Here is a 26,841-nt window from a genome sequence, read left to right as displayed (position 1 = left end):
ATTGAAACTTAAAAGGTTATTTTATTACTATTGTGCTAAGAAAAATAACACTATTGGACTTTACTTCAACAGTTAATTCTTCTTCAATGTTTTTTGAAACAATAGGAAATCCCTCTGAATTTATAGGTCTATTAATTTCTGAATACTCATATAAATACAATGGTGTATTCTCTTCTAATAAATCTGTCTCTAAATGTATATTTTTAACGGATTTTGATTGATTTACTAGCGCCATTGTAAACTGATTTTTGCTTGTCATTGCAACCGAACGGATACTATCATTTTTAATGGAAAATTCTGGTTTATAAATGGTAGATTCTGGCGGAAATAAATTACATAGTAATGTCCATGTGTAGGACCAAGGCCTAGGTTTTTTGTCAACTTCTAAATCTCCAAATTCCTCAGCAAGAATATTCCACATCCCCCATTTCTTTAGTTGGTTCTTTTCACCTAAATCACCGACAGTATGCATCGCATCGTCTAAATCCCAAGCAATAGTACCTCCGACACCAGCTAGCATACTTTGTATAGCTGCATCTGCCATATCTACACCATAAAAATAGTCATAAACGAACATAGAGGAATCGTCAGGTCCTGCATGAGAATCTTCTTCTCCTCTTTTTCTATTCTCTTCTTTTAACGCTCCACTATACTTCATTCCTAATTCTCCTAACACTAAAGGTTTTTTAGTTTTATTTATTTCTGAAGTAAAGGGTTCTAAATAGGAAACAAAATTTCCGGTTCTAATTAAGTCTTGATCTGCATAAATATGAAAATCGTACAAACCAGTAATTGAATCTAAATCTGTTACTGTAGAATATACCCAATCGTGTGCTTTTTTTGGATGTGAAGGGTGATTCCATTGTGTTACCGCATCGGGCCCTGAAAGTGAAACATACTTATGTAGCCCTGATGTTTTTAATGCTTTATTTAATTGAATATAACCAGATTTCCATTGCTCCCAATCTCCATCTGTAGATGCCCAATAGCCATTTGGCTCATTAACAAGATTGTAATATTGAATGCAGGTGTATCCTTTTTCTAGAATTAAATGTTTCAAGTACTTTACAATCATACCGATCCATCTTGGGTCATCTGCTCTTTCAATTTCTGGAATTGTTTCATCTAAATTCCACAAACCTGGAGCTCCCCATTCGCCAAAGAGTACTTTTATTTTTCTATCTTGACAATAATCTAATAGCTTATACAGGCTTTTTATTTCTTGGGTATTAAAATCTAAAATGGGTTGTTTATTTTTATCTAATCCTTTGTAATAACGCCATGTTGAAACGTCCATCACTCGAATGATATTTGGCTTCACAAAATCTAAGCGCTTATAAAGTTCTTCCCATTTTTCATTGGTCATTAAAAATCCCCATTCTGCATCTTTAGAATCTGCATGTGGATAAGCAGACCATTGAACTCCATGCCCTATAAAAGAAAAATCTAATTTATTAGCCTTAGTAAACGCAATATCTATGACTGCTTTCTTTTGACCTTTAGTTTCAGAGCAACTGGACAAAAGCAATATAATTGCTAGTAGTACTACTAAATTAGATTTATTCATTTTTATTTTTTTAATGCTTCTAACAATTCATTTACATTACAAGTTGCTAGTCCAATATATTTATCAGCGGCTCCATAATATACATACAATGTATCATCAATTATAACGTTTCCTGTTGGAAAAACACAACCTTTATAATAACCTTCAATCTCATAATCGTGCTCCGGCTCCATAATCCAATTCTCTAAACGACCAATAACTTTTGTTGGGTCTTCTAAATCTAACAATGCTGCTCCTGCACGATAGTATCCTAATCCACCGTTTTCTACACCATGATAAATAACCAACCAGCCATCTTTAGTTTTTAGAGGCGGTGTGCTTCCTCCTACTTTTTCTTCCCATGTACCTTCTATACCTGCAATTAAGAGAGTGCTTTCTTCTTCCCAGACCATTAGATCATCTGTAAAACGAATCCATATAGCCGGCCTGTTTGTGCCATATTTTTCTCCAATCCACTCTTTTGGTCTATGAAGCATTGCATATTTTCCATTTATTTTTTCAGGAAACAAAATCACATCTCTATCGTCAAGATTAGATGAAGTAATACGCCCTAATCTTTTAAAGTTTTTTAAATCTTTAGAAATAGCTAATCCAGAATTTGCAACATTATTTTTATAAACTAGTGGTGTATCTTCTCCAGATTCTGGTAATAAAATAACATCATGCTCAAATTTCCAGTATTGTCCTGGAGGAAATGGCCTATATGCATATGTAATATAAAACTCATTACCAAATTTTGCTATACGAGGATCTTCCACACCTCCCATATCTGGACCATCTATACTTGGTGAAAAAACAGGCTCATCAGATACTCTTTTAAAATTAACGCCATCGGTACTTTCTGCCAATCCGAACCTAATATAATGTTCTTCATCATCTCCAGCAGCTCTATATAGCATTGAAAATTTTCCATTTTCATACCAAACCCCAGGGTTACACACCACAATGTTTTCCCAGTAGTTGTCTGGGTTTGGGCTAAAAATTGGGTTGTTTTCGTGTTTTTTTAAACGTATTACTTTCGTTCTATTCTGTTCAATAGTATTCATTCTATATTTTTTCAAAAATTCTTAAATTGATGGATTATGATTGTGTTTTTAGTCCATATTTGTAAATAAAACAAACGACTCCCCTTCTAGAGTAATATCTACTCCTTCTTCAAAATTTAGTGTTACCTCATTGTCTGATGGAGTAGCAAAGCCATTAACATCTAATTCTCCGATAAAAGAACCATCTGTATTTGATTTATAGTAATATTTATCCGCCGTAATATTGCCTGTTAAATCAGACTTTAAAATAATATCATATGTAGAATAATGTGAATTAACTAAAGCAATTGTATACTTCCCGTTATATGAACCAACTATAGCACGCACCCCTTTTTTCTCTGGCAAGGCAACATTATAAATATCACTTCCTGCAGGAAAATAGCGCGTTAATAAAGAAACAGGATAAAAGTATGGTCGAATATTTTCATCGGCGGCATCTCCTGTATGTTCCTCTCCTAATATATTCCAAAACCCCCAACGCTTTAATTTATCTGTTTGATAATTTCCGTTGTCTGGACTATTATACATTGCATCATCCATATTCCAAACTAAAGACCCTGAGTAACCTTCCCGCATAGTTTGAATTAATGCATCTGCCATATCAATACCATAAAAAGCTTCATAGACCATCATGTTAGAATCTTCACCAGCATATGGGTCATTAGCTATTGCTTCCTCATTTTGCATTTTAAGTACTGCATCTACTTCATCATATTTAAAACCTATTTCTCCTAAAACAATTTGCTTCCCAGAAGGTGTAATTTTTTTATATGCTCTTAGCATATTACTAAACTCTCCATTACGAATAAGTTGTTGTTTAGGATACACATGAATATCATATAACCCTACGTTATCTCCTAAATCGTTATGCGTTTTTGTAATCCACTCTGTTTGGCTTGCTGTATTAAATACTGCAATATCTGGCCCCATTAATTTTACACCTGTTAAGGCATATTTAGCCATCTCATCAATGTATGCTAATTGTACATTTTTATAGATATCATAATTTCCTTCTGTACTTGCCCAATATCCATTTGGCTCATTAATAATATTTACTGTTTTAATGTTTGAATATCCTTTTTCATTTACCAAATGGTTTAAGAATTTAACAGAGTTAGCAACCCAGTCCATATCTATAGTGTTAATGTCTCCTCCAACAGAAGTGTGTCCCCATTCGCCATATGTTATTTCTATATTTCTACTTTTAGCGTAGTCTAACATTTTGAAAAGAGATAGGGTTTTAGTTACCTCATCATACGTACCATTATTATTATAAGACCATCCAGAATTTGTCATAATTCTTAAAAATGGAGGTCGCATAAAATCAATTCTTTGAAACAGTTTTTCCCAATCGGCATCACTAAGCGTTTCTGTTCCTAACCAAGTTGGTACTATATCATAACCTCCCCATTGTGCTCCATTACCAACAAAATTTGTTGAAACTAAGTCCTCTGTAATGGTCATTTCTCTATTGCTTTTTACCGTTTCTTCAAACGATAATTCGTTGTCATCGCAGCCCATAAACAAAAGCAGGAATGGCAGTATAACTGGTAGCATATTATTTGTTTTTATCATTTTCAATATTTTTATGATATCTGCTTGTTTTAACGCAAGCAGATGATCTATTATTTACTTAAGTTATACCACATCTTTTTAGACATATGGGCTGTCTCTTCGTAACTGTAGTTTGTATTATCCCAGCTAAATAAGTCTGCTAAAAATTCTATTTCAGAGGTTAATGCAATTTCAGTTCCTGTTTTAACTTCAAGAGTTAGTACAAATTCTGCTCCTTCATTATCAATAATAGTTACTGTTTCCCCTACAAGTTCCCAAGTTCCTGATTCTGTTGGTACTTTTCTAAATCTACTATTGAAATCTGTTTCGGGCCAACTGGTATCATCAGAAACAAAGTCTCCGTATTCACTATCTGCACCAGCATTATTTTCGAAAGTTCCGTAAGGATTCTCTCCATTTACACCTTCAACTACAAATGTGATTGTATTATCAAGCTCTTTTCCTGCACTAGGCAAATAATTATTTAATAGCTCATTTTTTTCCCATCCCCAAGTTTCCCAGGTAAATAAATCTGAATAAACCCCAATTTCATTTATAGTCCATGTTCCAGCAATAGAGACATCACTTAGGTCTAAATCTATTTGTAACTTAATTGTCCAAGTAGTTGACTCTCCAATTTCTGAAGTAACTGTAATAGTAGATTCATTATTTGTAGAGAAATCTAATGTTTCTCCTTCAGAAACATTCGCAGAAGCTCCAAATGATATTCCTAAATTTTCTAAAGCAATCATAGAGATATCAGCACCATTATCTTCAATTGTTACTGTAATTTCTTTAGCATCATTATCTATTACAGTATCTCCAACTTGGTCTTTTACTCCTAACCCTGTTATGCTGTTACCTGTTTGAAGTACGCGTTCTTTAGTTAACACATACCACATTGGGTTAGACATATGTGACAATTCTTCATAGCTCCAATCTGTATCTGTCCAATTAAACTGATCTGCCAAATAAGGTAGTTCTGATTTAAGTACTACTTCTCCTGTATCTGCTAAAACCTCTAATTCTAACTCATGCTGTACTCGGTTTTCATCTGTAATTATAACCATATTACGTTCAAAATCCCTTAACCATGTTCCGGTACCCATTGGAATTTTTCTAAATCTTTCATTAAAATTCCAAGACTTCGCTGTATCTCCAAAGTTTCCAAAAAGTCCATCATTACCTCCAGTATGCTCGTAAGCTCCAAAAGGATTTCCTTTTTCATCTGCTCCTTCTACTGTAAAAATAATTTCATTATCCCATTCTGGGCCTAACTCTGGTAAGTAACCAAAAATGCTCTCATTCTTTTCCCATCCCCAAGTCTCCCAAGTAAACATATCGCAGTACATACGAACATCTCCTACATACCAACTTCCTTCTAAATCTGATTTAAAAGGGAGTAAAGACACTTCCCATTCTAAAGTTTTTCCTGCTCCAGATACCACAGATATTGTACTAGTTCCACTTGTTAAATCTAAGGTTGTCCCTTTAGAATTTATAGTACTCGATCCATAAGACAGCTCTATATCCTTAATCTCTACTTTAGAAATATCTGCAATATTTTCTATTTTGGCGTAAATATTTATTTTAGCATCTTCAAATTCGCGCTCAATTGCTGCTGTTCCTATTTGACCTTCTACTAAAATTGAAATAATATTACGTTCTTTTTTCCATGCACTACCTTCTACATCTTCTAAAGGGTTTTCTGTACAGCCAACTATAAAAATTGCCAATACTATACTATATATTTTAAATAATTTTTTCATTTTTATTTAGTTTAGTTGATGTTAGGATTTAAATCTATTTCTCTCTGAGGTATAGGATAAAAAGCTACTACTTCAGGAGAAAGCCCAGCCGCCTGAATTACTTCTTGTTGTACTATATTTTTACGTCTTAAATCCCAAAGACGATCCCCCTCATAAGCTAACTCTCTTTGACGCTCATCTATAACTAGTTCTCTAAAATCTGCTTTAGATAAACCTCCTAAATCTGCCAATTCACTTACTCCTGCTCTATTTCTTATTTGATTATACTGAATAAGACCTTCATTGTTAGCTGTTGCCTCTGCATATACTAATTGAATATCTGAATAACGTATTAGATAAGGACGTGTACTTGTTTTATCTCCTTCAAATAATGGATCAATGTATTTTCTTGTAAACGCATAGGGTATAAAGCCATCTGCAGTTGTACCAATAGTAGCCCCACTTTCATCAAAAATCTCAGAAACTAATAGTTCATTACGACGTTTATCTGTAGACTCATAAGATGTATATAAATCATCTGTTGTTTGGAAAACACTCCACCCATCATGCGTAGGAGAAAAAGTGTCGTCTACATTTTTTAAGTAAACAGTAGCCCCTCCAAGCCAAGGAGTAAAATATTTTGAAAGTTTTGAATAATCTCCCTCTTGTGTTCCTGAACGATCAAATGACAAAATAAATATATGCTCTGGACCATTTGGCTCATTAACATTATATATGTTTTGCAAATCTAAATCATGGCTATATTCCCCTTGACTATTTAATACATAACCAGCATATTCCGCTGCTTTTGCATATAGGCCATCTGCGCTTTCTAAAATTGTATCGTACTTTGGCACTCCACTTTCTTTAGCAGAAGCAGCAAATAAATAAACTTTAGCAAGCAATGCTTGTGCTGCTACTTTATCTACCCTACCAGTAACTCTATTTACTTGAAGATAATCAATAGCTCTTGTTAAATCCTCGATTAAAAAGGCGTATGCTTCTTCCATGTTTTCTGGTAAAAAAGCAGTTGTTTCATTTAATTTATCAATCAAAGATTTTTGCAATGGCGCTAAACCAAAAGCTCTTACAGCATTAAAATGATTAAAGGCTCTTAAAAATAATGCTTCTCCTAAAAGACGTTTTTCATCTTCGGGATTAAAACCTTTCCCCTCTACATTTTCTATTACTGCATTTGCACGGTTTATGGCTATATAAATAGACCTATAGTACTGTGATAATAGAGCATTTTGAGAGTTAACCTCCCAGTTAACAAATGCCTGAGCATCCGCTCCCTCATCTGGTTTTACAATACAGTTATCAGAAGATAATTCTGTAATATAATACGTTACAGGCGCATAACTTACCGAAGTAAGTCCATCATATGCATAAAGCATGGATGCTTCTGCATCTTCTATAGTTTTATAGAAATTTTTATCCGAATAGAACCCTTGTGGCTCTACATCTAAACTTTCACAAGACACAAACCCTACGATGAAAGTTAATCCTAATATTATATTTTTTATTTTCATTATTTTCAATTCGTTTATTATTGTACGTGTTATTAGCATACCTAAAACTAAAAGGTGAATTCTACACCTAGAGTCCAGTTTCTTAACTTAGGGTAACCACCCCAATAAATACCATCGCTTCCCAATTCAGGATCATAACCTTTAAAATCTGTTATTGTAAATAAATTGGTTCCGTTAATAAAAATTCGAGCTTTTTTTACTCCAGCAATGCCTTCTGCTCCTAAATTATATCCTAATGAAAAATTTTGCAGACGTACAAAACTTCCTTTTTCAATATACCAGTCTGACATGTACACTGTACGCCCGTCTCTTAAACTTGGGTAATTGTTAGTTGCATTATCTTGCGTCCAACGTAAAGGCATAGTACTAGGTTCCCCAAAGCTTTTAGTATTAAAAATATCTTGACCAAAACTTCCATTAAAGAAAAGTGACATATCAAAATTCTTATAATTTGCACTTAGATTTAAACTTGCAATAAAATCTGGATTTGGATTTCCAATAATGGTACGGTCATCTTCATTTATAACCCCATTCTCATCTAAATCCATATACTTAAATTCTCCAGGTTGTGCTAAATTTCCTTCTAATCCTGCGGCAAGTCCTTCTGCTTCCGATTGAATAATTCCATCTACCTTATAACCATAAAACACATTTATAGGCTGACCTACTGCTAAAATATTTGGGATTGAACGAAAAGCTTCTACTTGGCTTCCTGAGAATTCATATTTCATTCCAGTAAGTGCATCCGTATTTAAACCAGAAGCCAATTCATCTCCAAGGCTAACTACTTTATTTTTGTTTTTTGAAAAAAGTAACGTAGCATTTAATCCCCATTTTTCTTTATCAAAAATTCTACTGTCTATAGTAACCTCAACTCCTTGATTTTCAATTTCACCATCGTTTACCCACATTCTATCATAAGAAGAAGAAGGAGAAAGTAAACGCTCTCGAAGTAAATCATTCGTATATTTATTGTAGTAATCTAATGTTACTTTTAAACGACGATTAAAAAATGCAAAATCACCTCCAATATTAAATTGTCTTGTTGTTTCCCACTTTAAATCTGGATTAGGTATACCTCCCCAAGTTTTTTTCCCGCTTTGGCTATCTTGACCAACCACATATCCTGGACCAATTGTTGTTTGCCAATTTCCATTTACATAATATTGGTCTTGTCCATACCTACTGTTTATGAGATAAGGGCTAATACCTTGATTTCCTGAAATACCAAAACTTGCACGTAATTTAAATTCATCGAACACTTCTAGATTACGAATAAATTCTTCGTTATGCAGTTTCCACCCTAAAGCTCCAGAAGGAAAATATGCCCATTGGTTATTAGATCCAAATTTTGAAGACCCATCAGCACGCACCGTAAATGTTGCTAAGTATTTATCATCATATACATAATTTAAACGTCCTAAACCAGAATACATAACTGTTTCTGAAAGACTATTAGAAACGGATTGTTTTTCAGGATTTCCTGCAGCAAGATTACCATTACCTAAAGATTCATTTAGAAAATCGTACGCTTTTAAATCAGATGCACGTGTTTCATTATATTGGTATGAAACACCACCCATAGCATTAAATTTATGTTTCTCGTTAAATGTTTTATCAAACGTTAAGAAGGTCTCTGAAACTACTTCATCATTATCCCAATTATTAATTCCTCCTGATCCATTGTTGAAAGTACCATCCTCAGTATACACCTTTGGATTGTAGTAATCTGTAACAGAATGACCCGTTTTATAGTTTAACTGTGTTTTTAATTTTAACGCTGGCAGCAATTGTATATCTACAAAAGCAGAACCTATAAAATCTTTAAACTCATTTTTATTAGTCCTTTTGTCTGTCAATGCAATAGGGTGAGAATAATCTTGAGCTCCAATTAAATAATAATCATTGGCCGAATTATTATCTTCATAAATTGGAAAAATTGGGTTTCTCCAATATGCTAAATTCCCATTATTATTTCTATTCCCTTTAGAGTAAATAATATTTGCTCCAACCGTAACTTTATCATCGAATATCTTATGCGCTATATTAAGATTAACATTTAATTTATTGTAATCATCATCAATATAAACGCCTTGATTTGTATAATACGTAGTACTTAAACTAAATTGGGTTTTGTCTGTTTGACTACGAATTGCCAAATTAGTATTATTAGAAACTGGGTCGCGAAATACCACATCATCCCAACGTGTATTATAAGGCCATGCCCCATTTTTTAATTCGCCTGTAGAAGGGTAATAAATTCCGTTTGCATCTTCTGCTCCTATATAAACAGGAACAAAACCGCCATTAACACGAGATTCATTACTTAATTCGGCCATTAATACTGGATCTCTCCATAAGTTTAGTTCTGAGTTAAACCTAGAAAAAGTATTCTGTTGAGATACCGTAACCTCTGTAGTATGTTTAGCCCCTTTTTTTGTGGTAATCATGATAACACCATTTGCTCCACGTGAACCATAAATAGCAGAAGCTGATGCATCTTTCAATACTTCCATAGAAGCAATATCTTGTGGTGATATTTGTTTTAAATCTCCTGCGTAACCTATTGGAAAACCATCTACAACTACTAATGGGTCATTTCCTCCACGTAAAGAACTGCCCCCTCTAATTCTAATTACAGAAGCCGCTCCAGGATTATCTGATGGTGAGACCACCTGAACACCTGCAACCTGGCCTTGTAATAATCCATCTATTGAGTTCGAAGGCTTTAAAGGGATATCTTCCATTTTTACTGAAGAAACAGAGCCAGTAAGATCACTTTTCTTTACAGAGCCATATCCTACGACAACCACCTCATCTAAAGCCTCTATATCTTCTTTTAAAATAATATTAAATGTTGTTTTATTTCCAACTTCCATTACTACTTTTTCAAATCCAATGTAAGAAACCTCTATAATTGAATTTTTATTCTTTACGGTTATTTGAAAATTTCCATCAAAATCCGAAACGATTCCATTAACTGTGCCTTTTTCCACTACTGTAACCGATGGTATTCCTATACCAGCATCATCTGTAACCTGACCATTAATGGTAATTTGAGCAGATAAGCCAAGGGAACAAAACAGTACAGCTACCACTAGGAAGAAGTGCTTTGATATTGTTTTTTTCATAAATTGAGTTATTAGTTTGTTAATTTTTTGTAAAATTAAATGGAATTAAGTTCAATTTATGATACTATCCTGTCAATCTATGTGCATTTTATGAAACATTTAGATTAAATACGTTACCAAAGTATTGATTTCGTTATTTTTTCCTACAAATAATACATTTTCAATAATTATTAGGGTTGTTTTTTGATTTATCACTACTTTTAGAGTGTTTGCAAGTTTTTTTAAGTGAAAAATTAATATAAAATGAAAATAATAAGGGAGGTTACCCCAGTAAAATCTGAAGATCCTTTAATTGTATTACGACATGAAAATGCTCAGTTTGATTACCCTTTACATTTTCATCCAGAATATGAAATAAATTTCATCATGAACTTCTCGGGCAAAAGGATTGTAGGAGATTCCATAGAAGATTGCCAAAATATAGATTTAACATTATTGGGTCCATACCTTCAGCATATCTGGAAATCTAAAGACTCTGAAAGTACTGCTACCGTTATAACTATTCAGTTTCAAGAAAATTTTTTAGGATCTAAGCTTCCAAACTATAAGCTATTTAAAGATGTAAAAGAATTGTTAGAAATGTCTAGAAGAGGTATTGCTTTCTCTAATCCGACTAAAAAAAAAGTTAGTAAAAAAATTATACGTCTTTGCGAAACAGAAGGGTTAGATACTTTTATATTGTTTTTAGAGGTACTAAAAGAACTTGCCGAATCTTCCGACAAGCAAATATTATCTAGTTCGCCAATTGCCAATGATTCCTCTCAAGGAAAAAGTAGAAGAATAAATGCTGTAGTACATTATATAGAAAATAATTATAAAAATGATATTTCTTTAGGCTCTATGGCTAAAGTGGCAAATATGTCTGAATCTGCTTTTAGTCATTTTTTTAAAAGAAGAACCAATAAAAGTTTTACAAAATATATTTTAGACTTTAGAATAAGAGTAGCAACAAAACTATTATTAGAAACAGAAATGGCTATTAATGAAATTTCCTTTAAATCTGGTTTCAAAACATTATCTAACTTTAATAGGTCTTTTAAAAAAACACATGGTTTTTCTCCTAAAGATTATAGAAAAAACTATATTAAAGAAGCTACTAATTAATTTTATTTTCTTTTACCTGTTATTAACCATCATTGCAACAATACTACCTTATAGAATAAATATTAATATCTATTTTTAGCTAAAATTTTAGCCCGTTGTTTTATTACTATGATTAAAAATACATTCCTTATTCTAGTATGTATAATTTTCTTTTCTACTAAGTCCACAGCACAACATTCCGTGGCTAGAGAATGGAATGAAGTACTTTTAGAAGCCATACGTTTAGATTATGCAAGACCCACAGTGCACGCAAGAAATTTATTCCACAGCTCTATTATTATGTATGATGCATGGGCTGTTTTTAATGAGACAGCAGAAACTGTATTTTTAGGTAAAAACTATGGTGATTATTCTTGCTCTTTTGAAGGTATAACTACATCTGCAAACATAGAGAATGCAAGACATGAGGTTATGAGTTATGCTATGTTTAGATTACTAAACCATAGATTTAAAAACTCTCCAGGAGCTACAACATCATTAGAAAATTTTCGAAATCTATTTTTATCCTATAATTATGATGAAAATATAACAAGCCTAGACTATGCCGCCACAAACTCTTATGCCGCTTTAGGTAATTACATAGCAAGTGAAATTATTTCTTTTGGCATGCAAGATGGTTCTAATGAAGAAAATGACTATAGAAACAAATTTTATACTTACAGTAATGACCCAATTGTTTTAGAACAATATGAAGAAACTAATAATGTAACTTTTCCAAATAGATGGCAACCCTTAGCTTTTGATCTATTCATTGATCAAAGTGGCAATCCACAACCAACTAGCATTCCAGATTTTTTAAGCCCTGAATGGGGAGAAGTAACTCCTTTTTCTCTAAAAAAAGAAGACCTAGAAATATTAAATAACGGATTTGAAAGTACTTTTTACGATGGTTTTGACAGTTATGTATATAATAACCCTGGTGCCCCCGTATACATTCAGAATTCTAATGAAAATGGTATAGATGACCCCTATAAGTGGCATTTTTCTTTGGTAGCGCAATGGTCCTCACAATTAGACCCCAACGACCCTACAGTAATTGACATTTCTCCTGGTTCCCTTGGTAATGTAGATATAGCTAACTACCCAGAAACTTTTGAAGAGTATAAAAATTTCTATAAATTTTATGAAGGAGGAGACATTGGTACAGGGCATTCTTTAAACCCTGTTACTAATGCGCCATATATACCACAATTAGTAAAAAGGGCAGATTATGCTAGAGTTTTAGCTGAGTTTTGGGCAGATGGACCAGATTCTGAAACTCCGCCTGGTCATTGGTTTACCATTTTAAATTATGTCAATGATCATCCACAGACAATTAAAAGAGTAGAAGGGGAAGGTGCTATATTAAATGATTTAGAATGGGATGTTAAATCTTACCTCGCATTGGGTGGTGCAATGCACGATTCTGCTGTTAATACATGGGGTATAAAAGGATATTACGACTATATAAGACCTATTTCTGCTATTAGATATATGGCAGGAAAAGGGCAAAGTACAGATGCTTCTTTACCTAGCTATGACCCCCATGGAATACCTCTTATTCCTGGTAGTATAGAACTTATTGAGTCTGGAGATGTATTAGCTGGAGATAATAATGAAAATGTGGGCAAAATTAAAATATATGCGTGGAAAGGCCCAGATTTTATCCAAGATCCAACTACAGACATTGCCGGAGTAGATTGGATATTAGGAACGCATTGGTGGCCCTACCAAAGAGGTACTTTTGTAACTCCTCCTTTTGCTGGGTATGTATCTGGGCATTCTACTTTTTCTAGAGCTGCATCAGAAGTATTAACTATGTTAACTGGTAGTGCTTTTTTTCCTGGGGGAATGGGTACTTTTAGTATAGAACAAAACAACTTTTTGGTTTTTGAAAATGGCCCAAGTGAAGATTTTACTCTACAATGGGCAACTTATAGAGATGCATCTGACCAAACAAGTTTATCTAGAATTTGGGGAGGAATACACCCTCCTATTGATGATATTAGGGGTCGTATTATTGGAGAAAAGATTGGTGTAGAGGCTTTTACTCTTGCAAAAGAATATTTTACAGGAATAGCGCTTTCACCAAATAATTTAAAATTAAATGTCACAAAAGAAAATTGTTTAAATAATAATGATTCAGAAATAATAATTTCTTCTCTTAATAAAACTCTAGAATTTCAATTCTCTCTGGAAGGTAAAGACTACACTTTCAAAGATAAAATTACTATTGAAAACCTAAACCCAGGTAATTATTCTTTTTGCGCCACACCTGTACAAAATATAGAATATGAACAATGTTTCGATTTTATTATTGAAGAACCGAATACTTTACAAGTAAAACTAGAAACAAATAATGGAGAAAGTGTTAATGAAGCAAATGTAGAAATAGTATACGGGACTCCTCCCTTTTATATTACCATTAACAGCGCTTTTTCTATACAAGAAAATGAAAGCAATTTTAAAATAAATATTAAGGAAGGAGACAAAATAGAAATTACTTCTGCTATTCCTTGTGAAGGAAATTTTAGTCAAAAAATAGTATCAAAAAATGATGCAATAATTTACCCTAATCCTACTATTATAAACTCTAAAATTTTTATACCTGAAGAAGTAGAAGAGGTGTTTACAGAAATTTTTAATGCACAAGGCCAATTAATATCTTCAAAAAAATATACCGTAGAAAATAATGAAATTAGTATTCATTTTGAACTTCTTAATTCCGGAGTATATTATATAAAACTTCATTTAGAAAAGCATCAAACTATAACTCTTGTAAAAGAATAAATGTTATTTACAAAAACTCGCCTCTTTAAAGGTGGTAAATTTATAGCGAATACCGCCCCCAAGCTTTGGGGAAACCGGTGACCTTTTGTCTGCCGCTAAGGCTCCATTAAATTTATACTTTATGCATCTGTTGTACTATACAATTGGGCTTTACATACTAAATTCTTTAAAAATTGTTTATCACAATCATCTGAAGGTCTTATCGCTAACAACTTAAACCCACTCATACCGAAACCATTTTATTTTCTCCCTCAAAAACCACACGCAAACAACTCTGCATTAACTGCGCACTATGTTCTTGGCTTTGTTGTACTTCATGCTCTAAACTATCACATAAACCCATTAAAGCATTTACTTTTTCTACAATAGCTTTTTGTTCTTCTAATGGTGGAATAGCAAATAAGAAGCCTAATAGTTCTTCTTGCTTTATCCCAGATACTGTCATACCTGAACCCGTAATACTTAGAGTTTTATATTGATCATAAATAAATTCAATGTCAACTTGATTTGATAATGAAACAGCTTTTAAATCTTGATTTATAGTAGTAGGAATTTTGTTTATAGATATCTTTCCTAAACCCATTCGTGTACAAATTATCAATGAATTTATTGGAATAAGGTTAGCACTACTATTGTCCAAACCTTCTTGTGTTATGAAGTCTTGTGTTTTTTCAAGATACCTGAAGTCCTTCAAATCTTTAACACTCGCCCAAGGAAGGTTTCCATCCCAAAATGATGAATTTCTCTTACTAGGTGTTCCTCCTCCTTTCACTTCATTAATAATATTTTGAAACCTACACCAAACCCAACCTTCAGGTAATTCATAAGGAATCTCATCTTTAGTAATTTTTGGTAAGGCTTTTTCCTTTTTTATTTTTTTGTCTTTAATAAGTTGTGCTTTCTCTTTTTGTATGTGTTTTAATAAAACAGAAGCATCTTCTGTATCAGTATTTTTAGCGCGCCAATCTGCTGTTAATTTTCCTTGAACGGCTAATTGCAAAACCGTTTCTCTTAACTTTTTAATGTTAGCAGTTTCATTAAAGAAACTTTTAAAATGTTCTTGTAAAAAAGCCCATTCTTGGTTGGCATTATTGGTAGTGAGTTGGTTTAAAGCAGACGCTACAAAGTCTTCTTTTAAACTAATTCGCTCAACCGTTAATTGCTCTAATTGTTCAACTTCTTTAAAAAGAGTTTTTACTACTTTTACGATTTCTTTTTGCTCTTCTAGTGGTGGAATAAAAACAGGAATTTGCAACCATTTACTTTTATTTATCATAGGTGTTGCTGAACCAGTTGACCTATCCCAAACTTCTTTTTGAAAGTATGGTGATTGACAAACAATTTTAATGTATTCAATTGGCGAACAAATAGTCGTTAAAACATTTATTTGCTGATTACAACTAACGTCTTTAGTATTTACATTGCATTTACCCATACTACCTCCAATACAAACCATCATTAAGGAATTTACTTCAATCAATCTTCCTTTTTTTAGACCCTCCTCAGAAAGGCCATCTAATGGATATTCCATAGAACTATTTGAAATATTTGCTGGTCCCAAAAAAGGAATAAAAGAACCATAATTATTTGGATTCTTAGTTGGTGGCGTCGTTCCTGTTTGAGCATATCCTAAATCACCTAAATATGAATATTCCCAATTTATGGGAAGCGTAAACAATGGCTTATCGTCTAAAATTCGAAAAGCCTTTTCTTTTTTTATTTTCTTCTCTTTAACAAGTTGCTCTTTCTCTTTTTGTATTCTATTTAGTAATTCCGAAGCAGGTTCAATATCTGGATTTTCTTTTCGCCAATTCGCAGTCAACTTTCCTTGAATTGCCAATTGTAAAATCAATCCTTTTAACTCTTGGGCATTTTTTGGTCTAACTGTAAGTTCTTTAAAATGTTGTAGTAACTGCATATTATTTTAAAGCTTCAGTTAATACATTTACAATTTCGTCTTGTATACTAGAAATTTTAGTTTCTGTAGTTCTAAATTTTTCTAAAATCACTTCTGGACTTTCTAAGGTATCTACTTCTTGGTGTGGATTTTTAATATCTAAATTATAACCTCGTTTTTTAATGTCTTCGATAGAGACTTTCCAAGCAAATTCATTCTCTACACGTTTGTTCCACCATTTTTTTTCAACATCAAACTCTTTAATATTAATGGGTTTGCTCTTGTTATAACTTTTGGCTCCTTTTGGGTATTGGTGTTCGTAATACCAAATTTCTTTAGTTGGCGTGCCTTTTTCAAAAAACAACAGGTTGGTTTTAATACCTGTGTATGGGTTAAAAACACCATTCGGTAATCGTACTATAGTATGTAGATTACAACGCTCTAGCAACTCTTCTTTTAAACGTGTTTTCATTCCTTCGCCAAACAAAGTACCATCTGGTAATACAATGGCACAGCGCCCGTTATTTTTTAATAGTTTGATGATTAAAGCTAGGAATAAATCGGCTGTTTCTTTAGTTCTAAACTTTTTAGGAAAGTTGGTTTCGGTACCATCTTCTTCTACTCCACCAAAAGGTGGGTTGGACAATATAATATCGAGCTTGTCACTTGTTCCCCAATCTGCATAAGGTTTACTCAATAAATTATCTCTTCGCACAGCAGGCAAATCAAAACCGTGTAACATCAAATTTGTGGTACATAGTAAATGCGGTAATGGTTTCTTTTCTATACCACGAATGCTTTTTTGTAAAATGCTTCGGTCTTTGCGATCTTTTACTTGTTCTCGAACATGGTCTATCGTGCATGTTAAAAAACCACCAGTACCACAAGCTGGGTCTAATACACTTTCTCCTAATTGTGGATTAATCATATCTACCATAAACTGCGTAACTGCTCTTGGTGTATAATACTCACCAGATGAGCCAGCAGATTGTAGTTCTTTTAATATGGTTTCATAAATATCATTAAAAACATGGCTTTCTTTAGAGTCGTTAAAATCAATCTCATTAATCACGTTAATAACTTGACGAAAAAGTGTTCCGTTTTTCATAAAGTTATACGTATCATCAAACACCGAACGTATAATTTTTGCTTGTGGGCTTATGGATATGTCCAACTCTTTTAATGTTGGGAACAACTCGTTTTCTATAAACTCCATTAATGCATCACCAGTTAATCCTTCATCATCTGCTGCCCAATTATGCCATTTTAAGTGTTCAGGAATTGGGCTTTCATAATTGTCTATTGTGATTTCCCATTCTTCTTCTTTATCGGCAAAAATCTTCATAAAAAGCATCCATACCATTTGCGAGATACGTTGTGCATCTCCATCGACTCCTGTGTCTTTACGCATGATATCGCGTATGCCTTTTATGTTGGTTGTTATGTTACTCATATTTTAATTATATAGTAGTAATATTTGATGTTATTATTTGTTAATTCCCTCAATTCAAAAGGATAGGAATCACAAATATCTAGTTCCTTTAATCCTTTGCTCATAAACGGTTTCACATCACATTTATCAACTTTATATATTCTTTTTTCTTTTCTAAGATATTTATAAATACCATCACTCTTTTTGCTGTTATCAAAGAACAAAAATAATGGTGTAATAAATATAGCATATCCTTCAATATTTTTTTCTTTTTTTAATATTTCTAAAAAACAAACATCTTGAATAGCTTGATAAGTTCTTTTAGGATAAGCACCTTTTGTTGGAAATTTAATTTCTATTGCGATTTTTTGATCAATCAAAATATCTACAACACTTTTATGGTAAACTCCTTTAGTTTTATTAATTCCAATAGAATTTATATTCCTCTCGAACTCAATTTTAATATCAGGATATTTCAGTTTTAAAAATAGACCTAATTGAAATTGTAATCCAGCTTCATTACAAAGTTCTATTCCATTTGTTATAACCTCCTGCTCTAAAAAAATATCAAATTCCTTTATAATATTTAATGCCTGCGTCATAAGCTTTAGGCTATGTTATAAATTTCGTTTTCTAATTCTTTTATGGCTTGTTCAAAATCCTTTTTCTTACCAAAAGCACGCACCAATTCTACTGGTGAGCCCATTTGGCTCAAGGGTTGTACTCTAAGAATAGAACCTTGTTCTATGGAAACAATACCTTCTTGCTCGTATTTATCAAGTAGTGTTAATAATACTCTTTGCGCTGTATCACCATATTTTGTGAAATAATTACGCTTACGTACATTATTTGCTCGTTCTTGTCTGGTTAAAGCTGGTTTATCATAGGCAACATGGCAAATCAAATCAAAAGCATCCATATCTTTTCCTATTTCTTCACGAAGTGCTTCTATGAGCACGCCATGCTCTGCAAGTTCTGCAAGCAACTCTTCTTTACGTTCTGTAGTCTGCCATTTTTTAATGAAGTCATCAATAGACCTAAACTCATTTGTAATATTAGTTTTTGTATAATCTTTTAATGATTCTGTGATTAGCTTACCGTTTTTACCGTAATACTGCACACGTTCATTAGCAACAGATACAGGGATTTTATTCACATAAAATTTTCTTACCTCTGATTCCTCTTCATCTATATCAATATTTGGTTTTGGTGGTTTAAATTCTTTATCATCATCTATGATATCATTGATAATTTCTGTAGACTCAACTTCATCTGGTGGCACAACAGTTTCATCTTCTAACGGTTCATAAATTTGTACTGGGTCACCATCAAAATCTGGGTCTGCAAATAAGTTGGTTGCTTTTCTAAAATCCATAATTGTAAAAAACACTTTTCCGTCTGCTTCTCTGATTCTTGTACCGCGACCAACAATTTGCTTAAACTCTGTCATTGAAGCAATATTCGATTCAAGCACAATAAACTTTACCATTTTAGTGTCAATACCAGTTGTAAGCATTTTAGATGTTGTAGCAATTACAGGAAAACGTTCTTCTACATCTGTAAAATTGTCTAACTCTTGTTTCCCTACTTCATCATCACCCGTAATCTTAACACAGTAGTTCCAATGCTTTGAAACTAAATCAGCATTTTCATTAATTAATGCTTGTCTCATACGATTAGCATGGTCTATATCTGTGCAAAAGACAATAGTTTTAGCAAACCTATCTACAGCTTTTAAGTATTCTGTTATTTTTTTAGCTACAACTTGTGTGCGTTCATCAATTACAAGGGTTTTATCATAATCTTTAAGGTTATAAATTCGGTCTTCTACTTCGTTTCCGTATTTATCAACTAAACCAGCTGTTGGCCTCCAACCTTCATCAACATTCATAGCTATTCTCACAACCTTATAAGGTGCTAAAAAACCGTCATCAATACCTTGTTTTAAAGAATAGGTATACACAGGTTCACCAAAATATTCCATATTTGAAACATCTTTGGTTTCCTTTGGCGTAGCAGTTAAACCAATATGTGTAGCTGAGTTGAAGTACGTTAATACATCTCTCCATGCAGAGGCTTCTGATGCACTTCCTCTATGGCACTCATCAATAACAATTAAATCAAAGAAATCTCTACTAAATTCTTTATAAGCATTTTTAGTTTCATCATTACTGGTTAAACCTTGGTATAATGCGAAATATATTTGATACGACTTATCAATTTTTCTGTTCTTGATAATGTGCATGATGTCATTCCCAAAAGGTGAAAAATCTCCATTTTTAGTTTGTGTTAAAAGTGCATTTCTATCTGCAAGAAATAAGATTCGCTTTTTGATTCCGTTTTTCCAAAGACGCCAGATAATATTAAAAGCAGTATAAGTTTTTCCTGTACCCGTAGCCATTACTAATATAATTCGGCTTTGTCCTTTTGCAATTGCTTCAACAGTTCTATTGACAGCATTTTGCTGGTAATATCTTGGTGACATTCCACTATCATCAGCATAGTAATCTTGGGTTACTACATGCTGAACTTCTGGTGTGTCTAATCCATTATACTTTGAATACTTTAGCCATAGATCTTCTGGAGAAGGGAATTCATGTAGTCCTATTTCGTGCTCTACTTGAGAGGACAAACCTGTTTTATCATGAAATACAAAACCATCTCCGTTTGATGTAAATACAAAAGGTATTTGTAGTATTTCTGAATATTCCAGAGCTTGTTGCATTCCATCACCAACCTTATGCTTATTGTCTTTAGCCTCAATGATTGCAATAGGGATATTTGGTTTGTAGTATAAAATATAATCTGCCCTTTTTTGTTTTCCACGAGCATATAACTTTCCTTGGACAATGATTCTACCATCAGTAAATGATACTTCCTCACGAATTTGTGAACGCATATTCCATCCTGCTTGCATAATAGCAGGGTTAATAAATTTTGAACAAATGTCTCTCTCCGATAGGTCTTTCTTATTCATTAATCGTTGTTGGCTAGGTTTCTAAGCTAATATACGTCTTATAAAGAAAAATTCGCAAGCAACAATCGGGTAAAACCTACATTAATGAAAAGTTTAGTATGTAAATTATAAAAACCAAAAAGCCTCCAATTTCTCGGAAGCCTTGTATTTATTGGTGGAGAAACCGCCCCCAAACTTCGGGGAAACCGGTGACCTCTTGTCTGGCAGACAAACACTCTAGCCAGCTGAGCTAATCCCCCTTAAACATGTAAATTTCTAATTTTTATTTGCACTTAAAACTAATACTGGAATTGGTGCAAAAAACTCCGATTTTAGAACCGTATTTTTTTCCCATAATTTTTTAAAGAAACCTCTTTTTCTTCTAAAAACACAAAGTAATTCTGGACTAAAAGATTGTAAATGCTGGGTTACACCTAAATAGGTTGTAGCGTTTTCGGTTAGTGTAAGCTTAGAACTAATGTCCATTAAAGCCGTATTTACATTTAAATCGCTATCTACATAACCAGGAGTTTTAACTAAAAGTAAATTTACCTTAGCATCATACTTTTTACGAATAGTTACTAATGAATTTAGAATACGGTTTCTTTTAATTACTCCAGATTTAAAAGCAACTAAAATATTTTTAAATGCAACATAACTACTCCCTTTAGGTACCAAAAGTGCAGGTATATCTGTTCTTTTTATAATTTTTCCAGAAGTATTTCCTAAATAAAGTTCTTCTTCTATAGCATTACTTCTGGGAGCAAGTATTATTATATCTATTCCTAATTCTTTGTCTAAATCTTTAATACCATCAACAATTCCTCCATTATAGGTTGCTATTTTTATAGTTACATTTTTGGCATTAATCTTAGTAATAATTTCTTTTAAACGTTCTCTACTATTTTCTGCTACTTTTTCAGAAATATTAGCCAAATTCCCTGCTTTTGCAGATACATTAAAAACATCCATCACAAAAATATTGGATGAAAATTCATTTGCAAAATCTACGGCATATTGCAATGTTTCATGAGAGGTACTAGAAGTGCCAATAGGAACAAGTATATTTTTCATTTGTTAAGAAGGATTGTTTATTAATATTCTAAATTTACAATTAAAAATAAAATCTATTTATACTATAAGGCTACAAAGATATTCTAAATTCATAAAAAACAGTAATTATAACCCTCTCTTCATTATAAAAACAACTATTGAAAACCGTTATTAATTTTAAAAGTATAAATAACCTTGCTATTCCTGCTACTATTGCAGGTATTGCAGAACCGTTATTATCTATTACAGATACTGCAATAGTGGGTAATATTCCTGTAGATGGGTTAGAGTCTTTAGCTGCTGCAGGTATTGTTGGTTCTTTTTTATCTATGCTTATTTGGGTTCTAGGACAAACACGTAGTGCCATATCTGCAATACTTTCTCAATATTTAGGCGCAGGAAAAATAGAAGAAGTAAAAACATTGCCAGCACAGGCCATTTTCTTAAATATTGTACTTAGCATTATATTATTACTATCTACGATTTTTGTTATAGAAGAAATATTTATGTTGCTAAATGCATCGGGTAAAATATTAAACTATTGCGTTAGTTATTATTCTATTAGAGTTTGGGGTTTTCCGCTTACTTTATTTGTGTTTGCAATTATGGGTATTTTTAGAGGGCTACAAAATACCGTTTGGCCAATGGTTATTGCAATAGTTGGGGCTGTAGCAAATGTTCTTTTAGATTTTATTTTGGTCTATGGAGTAGATGGTTTTATTGCTCCAATGTACCTAGAAGGTGCTGCATGGGCTAGTTTAATTGCACAAGCTATTATGGCTGTGCTTGCTTTTTTTCTTTTAGTAACAAAAACCGATGTTAGTCTAAAATTAAAACTACCTATACATCCAGAGTTAAGCAGATTGGTACTAATGAGCCTTAATCTTTTTGTGCGAGCATTAGCCCTTAATACTGCACTAATTTTAGCAGTAAGAGAAGCTACTGCTTTAGGAGACCAATATATTGGCGCACATACTATAGCAATAAATTTATGGCTTTTTGCTGCGTTTTTTATTGATGGTTTTGGAGCTGCAGGAAACATTTTAGGCGGAAAATTACTTGGCGCTAAAGACTATAAAAACTTATGGTTGTTAGCCAAAAAAATAGTTTATTACGGTCTTATTGTTAGTGGTGTTTTAATGCTTCTTAGCTTTATTTTTTATAAACCTATTGGTCTTCTTTTCTCTAAAGAAATTCCTGTTTTACATGCTTTTTATGCCATATTTTATATTATAATTTTAGGGCTCCCTTTAAATACCATTGCTTTTGTTTTAGACGGACTTTTTAAAGGCCTTGGAGAAATGAAATATTTAAGAAACGTTCTTTTATCTGCTACTTTTTTAGGCTTTATTCCTATACTTTTTATTAGTAAAATGGCTAATTGGGGTCTTTATGGAATTTGGATTGCTTTTACCTTTTGGATGTTAATAAGAGGAGGTGCTTTGGTTTGGAAGTTTAACCAAAAATTTCGTCCATTATTACAAAAGCATTAATTTTAAACAAAAAATATGTCTACATCTCGTACAGGCGGAAGTCTTTATACCTCTATAAATAACCGAATAGCAACTATAGAATTTGGTCACCCTGCAAGTAACTCTTTTACTGCAGAATTATTAGAAAGACTAACAAAAACATTGAATGAACTATCTATAAACAATGCTGTTTCTATAATTGTTTTAAAATCTGAAGGAGAAAAAGCTTTTTGTGCTGGGGCATCTTTCAATGAACTAATGGAAGTTTCTAATTTATCGGAAGGAAAAATATTCTTTAGTGGTTTTGCTAATGTTATAAACGCTATGCGTAACTGTTCTAAGGTAATTGTTGGTCGTGTACATGGAAAAGCTGTTGGTGGTGGTGTTGGTATTGCTGCCGCTTGCGACTATGTTTTTGCATCAGAAAAAGCATCTGTAAAACTATCGGAACTTTCTATTGGTATTGCTCCTTTAGTAATTGCCCCTGCTGTGGCGCATAGAATAGGGAAAGCTGCCCTTGGAGAACTTTCATTAGCACCTACAGAATGGAAAAACGCGTATTGGGCTAAAGAAAAAGGGCTTTTTGCTAAGGTTTTTGAAAATACAACTGATTTAGATAAAGAATTAGATTTTTATACCAATCAATTAGCACAATATAACCCAGAAGCTTTAGAAGCCTGGAAAAAAGTGCTTTGGGAAGGTACAGACCATTGGGACAAACTACTTACAGAAAGAGCAGCTATAACAGGAGAGCTTGTGCTTTCTAATGCAACAAAACAAGCGTTACGTAAGTTTAAGAAATAATAATCGACTATTGTTATCGTTTATTGACCATAAAACTTATAGAATGAAAATTATAAATTTTTTAAACGGAGACCTAGTTTTTCCTTTTTTAGCGCTTTTTGTTTTGGTTATCTATTTTGTAAATAGAATCCGTACAAGAAAAAAATATAAAAGATAAGCGTATACCCAATACTCTCTTCTATTGAAATAGGAATAAAGTGTACCTTTGCATTGCAATATTCCACAGACAATGAGCAACATTAGAATTACAAAACAATTTAATTTTGAAACTGGTCATGCCCTTTTTGGTTATGATGGTAAGTGTAGAAATGTTCATGGCCATAGCTATAAACTTTCCGTAACTGTTATTGGCACTCCTATTACCGATAAAAGCCATGTAAAGTTAGGTATGGTAATAGACTTTGGCGATTTAAAAAAAATTGTAAAAGAAGAAATTGTAGATCAATTTGATCATGCTACCGTTTTTAATAAAAACACACCGCATGTAGAGTTAGCCAAAGAGCTAACGGATAGAGGTCACAATGTAATTCTTGCAGATTACCAACCTACAAGTGAAAATATGGTAATAGATTTTTCTGCAAAAATAAAGGCTCGTTTACCTAAAAACATTCAGCTTCATTCTTTAAAGTTACAAGAAACAGATACTTCTTTTGCAGAATGGTACGCATCTGATAATTAGTTTTTTTCATGAAAAGCATATCAATTCCAAAAGGTAAAAAAGTATACTTCGCAAGTGATAATCATTTGGGAGCGCCTACTATGGAACAAAGTATGCCCAGGGAAAAGAAATTTGTTGCTTGGTTAGATGAAATTAAAGAAGATGCTGCTGCTATTTTTCTTTTGGGTGATATGTTCGATTTTTGGATGGAATACAAAACCGTAATTCCAAAAGGATTTACAAGAACTCTTGGTAAACTGGCAGAATTGAGTGATGCAGGTATACCAATTTTTTACTTTGTTGGTAACCATGACCTTTGGATGAATGGTTATTTTGAAGAAGAGCTTAATATTCCTGTGTACCATACCACCCAACAATTTAAACTTAATAATACATCATTTTTCATTGGACATGGAGATGGTCTTGGCCCAGATGACAAAGGCTTTAAACGCATGAAAAAGGTGTTTACGAATCCTTTTGCAAAATGGCTGTTTAGATGGTTGCATCCAGATATTGGAGTTCGACTAGGGCAATATCTTTCCGTGAAAAATAAATTAATTTCTGGGGATGATGATGTGAAATTTCTTGGCGAAGAAAAAGAATGGTTAGTACAGTATGCTAAACGAAAATTAGAAACCCAGCATTACGATTATTTTGTTTTTGGACATAGACATTTACCTTTAGAAATAGACCTCAACGGAAAATCTACCTACGTAAACCTTGGGGACTGGATTTCTTATTATACCTACGGGGTTTTTGATGGCACCAAGCTTAGTCTAGAAAAACTACCTAAGTAGTAGTCTCTTTTTCATGCTCGTCTATATCTTTTTGTAAATCTAATTTTCTAAAAGAAGGCAAAGAAATAGCTGTTATACCAACGGTTAATAGGGTCATAGTTCCACCAAACACTACAGCTGTTACTGCTCCCATCCATTTGGCTGTTAAACCACTTTCAAACGCACCCAATTCATTAGAAGAACCCACAAATATAGAATTTACAGATGCTACTCTACCGCGCATATGGTCTGGAGTTTTTAATTGTAATATGGTTTGTCTTATTATCATAGAAACACCATCTACCGCACCACTTAAGAATAATGCAAATACGGATAACCAATAGTAGGTAGACAACCCAAAAACTATAATACAAAGGCCAAATCCAAAAATGGCATATAATAATTTTTTCCCAGCATTTTTATGCAACGGAAAACGAGTGGAACCTAACATCGTTAAAAAAGCACCTACAGCTGGAGCTGCCCTTAGAATACCAAAACCTTCTGCACCTACATGTAAAATATCTTGCGCAAAAATTGGCAAGAGGGCAACTGCACCACCAAAAAGAACCGCTATCATATCTAGGGTTAAAGCACCTAAAACAGCTTTAGTGCTAAAAACAAAATTTAGCCCCTCCTTTAAACTTTGAAAAACTGGCTCCCCAATTTTTGGATTTAATATTGGTTTTTTACCTATTTGAAAAAGGAATAGTAATGCTAGGATAGAAAAGCCAAAAATAACACACATAGACCAATGCACACCTATCCAACTAATAGAAAAACCTGCAAAAGCAGGCCCTAAAACAGACGCCATTTGCCAAGTAGAACTACTCCATGTAGCGGCATTAGGGTATATTTTTTTGGGAACTATTAAAGCAACTAAAGAAAATATGGTTGGCCCAATAAAAGAACGTACTATCCCTCCTAAGAAAACCAAACAGTAAATAGCATAAAGAATGGTTTTTGTACTATAATCTACTTGTACTTGTGGCATACTAAGCATAAATAACCCAAAACTAATTATAGAAAAACCTAAGATACATTTAACTAGTAAACTTCGTTTCTCTTTCTGATCCACAATGTGCCCAGCAAAGAGCGCCATAAGCACTGCAGGAATAACTTCCATAAGACCAATAATACCCAAAGAAAGAGGGTCTTTTGTCATAGAGTACACTTGCCATTCTATCACAATAAATTGCATAGACCAAGCAAATACCATGGCAAAACGAACTATTAAAAACAGGTTAAATTCTTTATAACGAAGTGCTGCGTATGGATCCAAAAGTCTAAGTGTATAATTTATTTTTCAAAGTTAAGGTATTATTTAACTTCCGATTTTAATACT

At 33.0% G+C, this 26,841-nt stretch carries 18 protein-coding genes and 1 tRNA gene; 6 read left to right on the top strand and 13 right to left on the bottom strand.

Annotated features, from left to right (window positions below; all coding sequences use genetic code 11):
- Positions 1-16: 16 nt before the first annotated feature.
- The 6 genes from CLV91_RS04910 to CLV91_RS04885 are packed head-to-tail and all read right to left on the bottom strand — an operon-like array spanning position 17 to position 10,578.
- Positions 17-1,567 (bottom strand): cellulase family glycosylhydrolase, encoded by a 1,551-nt coding sequence (locus CLV91_RS04910; protein WP_121064540.1) that lies wholly within the window; start codon positions 1,565-1,567, stop codon positions 17-19.
- Between the two features lie 2 nt (positions 1,568-1,569).
- Positions 1,570-2,613 (bottom strand): glycoside hydrolase family 130 protein, encoded by a 1,044-nt coding sequence (locus tag CLV91_RS04905; RefSeq protein ID WP_121064538.1) that lies wholly within the window; start codon positions 2,611-2,613, stop codon positions 1,570-1,572.
- 48 nt (positions 2,614-2,661) lie between these two features.
- Entirely contained in the window at positions 2,662-4,188 is a 1,527-nt protein-coding gene (locus tag CLV91_RS04900; protein ID WP_245987144.1) for a hypothetical protein, read from the bottom strand.
- A 50-nt stretch (positions 4,189-4,238) separates the two neighbouring features.
- Positions 4,239-5,936, bottom strand: coding sequence for a hypothetical protein (locus CLV91_RS04895; RefSeq protein ID WP_121064536.1), 1,698 nt, complete (start codon positions 5,934-5,936; stop codon positions 4,239-4,241).
- Positions 5,937-5,947: 11 nt separating this feature from the next.
- The gene (locus tag CLV91_RS04890; RefSeq protein WP_245987143.1) at positions 5,948-7,447 is read right to left on the bottom strand and encodes a RagB/SusD family nutrient uptake outer membrane protein; all 1,500 of its coding nucleotides are present in this window, start codon (positions 7,445-7,447) and stop codon (positions 5,948-5,950) included.
- 47 nt (positions 7,448-7,494) lie between these two features.
- Complete coding sequence (locus CLV91_RS04885; RefSeq protein WP_121064534.1) at positions 7,495-10,578, bottom strand: SusC/RagA family TonB-linked outer membrane protein; 3,084 nt, start codon at positions 10,576-10,578, stop codon at positions 7,495-7,497.
- A gap of 243 nt (positions 10,579-10,821) precedes the next feature.
- Between CLV91_RS04885 and CLV91_RS04880 the strand changes: the two genes are divergently transcribed.
- Both CLV91_RS04880 and CLV91_RS04875 read left to right on the top strand, forming a co-directional pair.
- On the top strand, positions 10,822-11,682 hold the full coding sequence (locus tag CLV91_RS04880; protein ID WP_121064532.1) for an AraC family transcriptional regulator: 861 nt from the start codon (positions 10,822-10,824) through the stop codon (positions 11,680-11,682).
- 108 nt (positions 11,683-11,790) lie between these two features.
- Entirely contained in the window at positions 11,791-14,451 is a 2,661-nt protein-coding gene (locus tag CLV91_RS04875) for a T9SS type A sorting domain-containing protein (RefSeq protein WP_121064530.1), read from the top strand.
- A gap of 223 nt (positions 14,452-14,674) precedes the next feature.
- Here the strand turns inward: CLV91_RS04875 and CLV91_RS04870 are convergent, their stop codons facing one another.
- The 6 genes from CLV91_RS04870 to CLV91_RS04845 form a co-directional block, all read right to left on the bottom strand.
- Complete coding sequence (locus CLV91_RS04870; RefSeq protein ID WP_121064528.1) at positions 14,675-16,369, bottom strand: restriction endonuclease subunit S; 1,695 nt, start codon at positions 16,367-16,369, stop codon at positions 14,675-14,677.
- 1 nt (position 16,370) lies between these two features.
- Complete coding sequence (locus tag CLV91_RS04865) at positions 16,371-17,801, bottom strand: class I SAM-dependent DNA methyltransferase (protein WP_121064526.1); 1,431 nt, start codon at positions 17,799-17,801, stop codon at positions 16,371-16,373.
- Positions 17,798-18,382 carry a hypothetical protein gene (locus CLV91_RS04860; RefSeq protein WP_121064524.1) on the bottom strand — a complete coding sequence of 195 codons (585 nt, stop codon included), beginning with the start codon at positions 18,380-18,382 and terminating at the stop codon, positions 17,798-17,800. Before CLV91_RS04860 ends, CLV91_RS04865 begins: the two co-directional genes overlap by 4 nt.
- Before the next feature lie 5 nt (positions 18,383-18,387).
- Positions 18,388-20,757, bottom strand: a complete 2,370-nt coding sequence (gene hsdR / locus CLV91_RS04855; RefSeq protein ID WP_121064522.1) for an EcoAI/FtnUII family type I restriction enzme subunit R — start codon at positions 20,755-20,757, stop codon at positions 18,388-18,390.
- Positions 20,758-20,909: 152 nt separating this feature from the next.
- A tRNA-Gly gene (locus CLV91_RS04850) sits at positions 20,910-20,996 on the bottom strand.
- 16 nt (positions 20,997-21,012) lie between these two features.
- Positions 21,013-21,810, bottom strand: a complete 798-nt coding sequence (locus CLV91_RS04845; RefSeq protein ID WP_121064520.1) for a universal stress protein — start codon at positions 21,808-21,810, stop codon at positions 21,013-21,015.
- A gap of 137 nt (positions 21,811-21,947) precedes the next feature.
- On the opposite strand from CLV91_RS04845, the gene CLV91_RS04840 reads away from it, so the two are divergent.
- The 4 genes from CLV91_RS04840 to CLV91_RS04825 all read left to right on the top strand — a co-directional run bounded on the left by CLV91_RS04840 (position 21,948) and on the right by CLV91_RS04825 (position 25,520).
- Positions 21,948-23,282: an MATE family efflux transporter gene (locus CLV91_RS04840; protein ID WP_121064518.1), complete on the top strand. Its 1,335-nt coding sequence runs from the start codon at positions 21,948-21,950 to the stop codon at positions 23,280-23,282.
- Positions 23,283-23,297: 15 nt separating this feature from the next.
- The gene (locus CLV91_RS04835; protein ID WP_121064516.1) at positions 23,298-24,065 is read left to right on the top strand and encodes an enoyl-CoA hydratase/isomerase family protein; all 768 of its coding nucleotides are present in this window, start codon (positions 23,298-23,300) and stop codon (positions 24,063-24,065) included.
- Between the two features lie 229 nt (positions 24,066-24,294).
- On the top strand, positions 24,295-24,744 hold the full coding sequence (locus CLV91_RS04830; RefSeq protein WP_121064514.1) for a 6-pyruvoyl trahydropterin synthase family protein: 450 nt from the start codon (positions 24,295-24,297) through the stop codon (positions 24,742-24,744).
- A gap of 8 nt (positions 24,745-24,752) precedes the next feature.
- On the top strand, positions 24,753-25,520 hold the full coding sequence (locus CLV91_RS04825; protein WP_211333187.1) for a UDP-2,3-diacylglucosamine diphosphatase: 768 nt from the start codon (positions 24,753-24,755) through the stop codon (positions 25,518-25,520).
- Here CLV91_RS04825 and CLV91_RS04820 read toward each other — a convergent pair.
- Positions 25,513-26,778 carry an MFS transporter gene (locus tag CLV91_RS04820; protein ID WP_121064512.1) on the bottom strand — a complete coding sequence of 422 codons (1,266 nt, stop codon included), beginning with the start codon at positions 26,776-26,778 and terminating at the stop codon, positions 25,513-25,515. The two genes, CLV91_RS04825 and CLV91_RS04820, sit on opposite strands and share 8 nt — an antisense overlap.
- Positions 26,779-26,841: the final 63 nt, after the last annotated feature.

It is taken from the genome of Maribacter vaceletii (assembly GCF_003634105.1).
Taxonomy (GTDB): domain Bacteria; phylum Bacteroidota; class Bacteroidia; order Flavobacteriales; family Flavobacteriaceae; genus Maribacter_B; species Maribacter_B vaceletii.
This window is presented reverse-complemented; position numbering and strand designations above follow the sequence as displayed.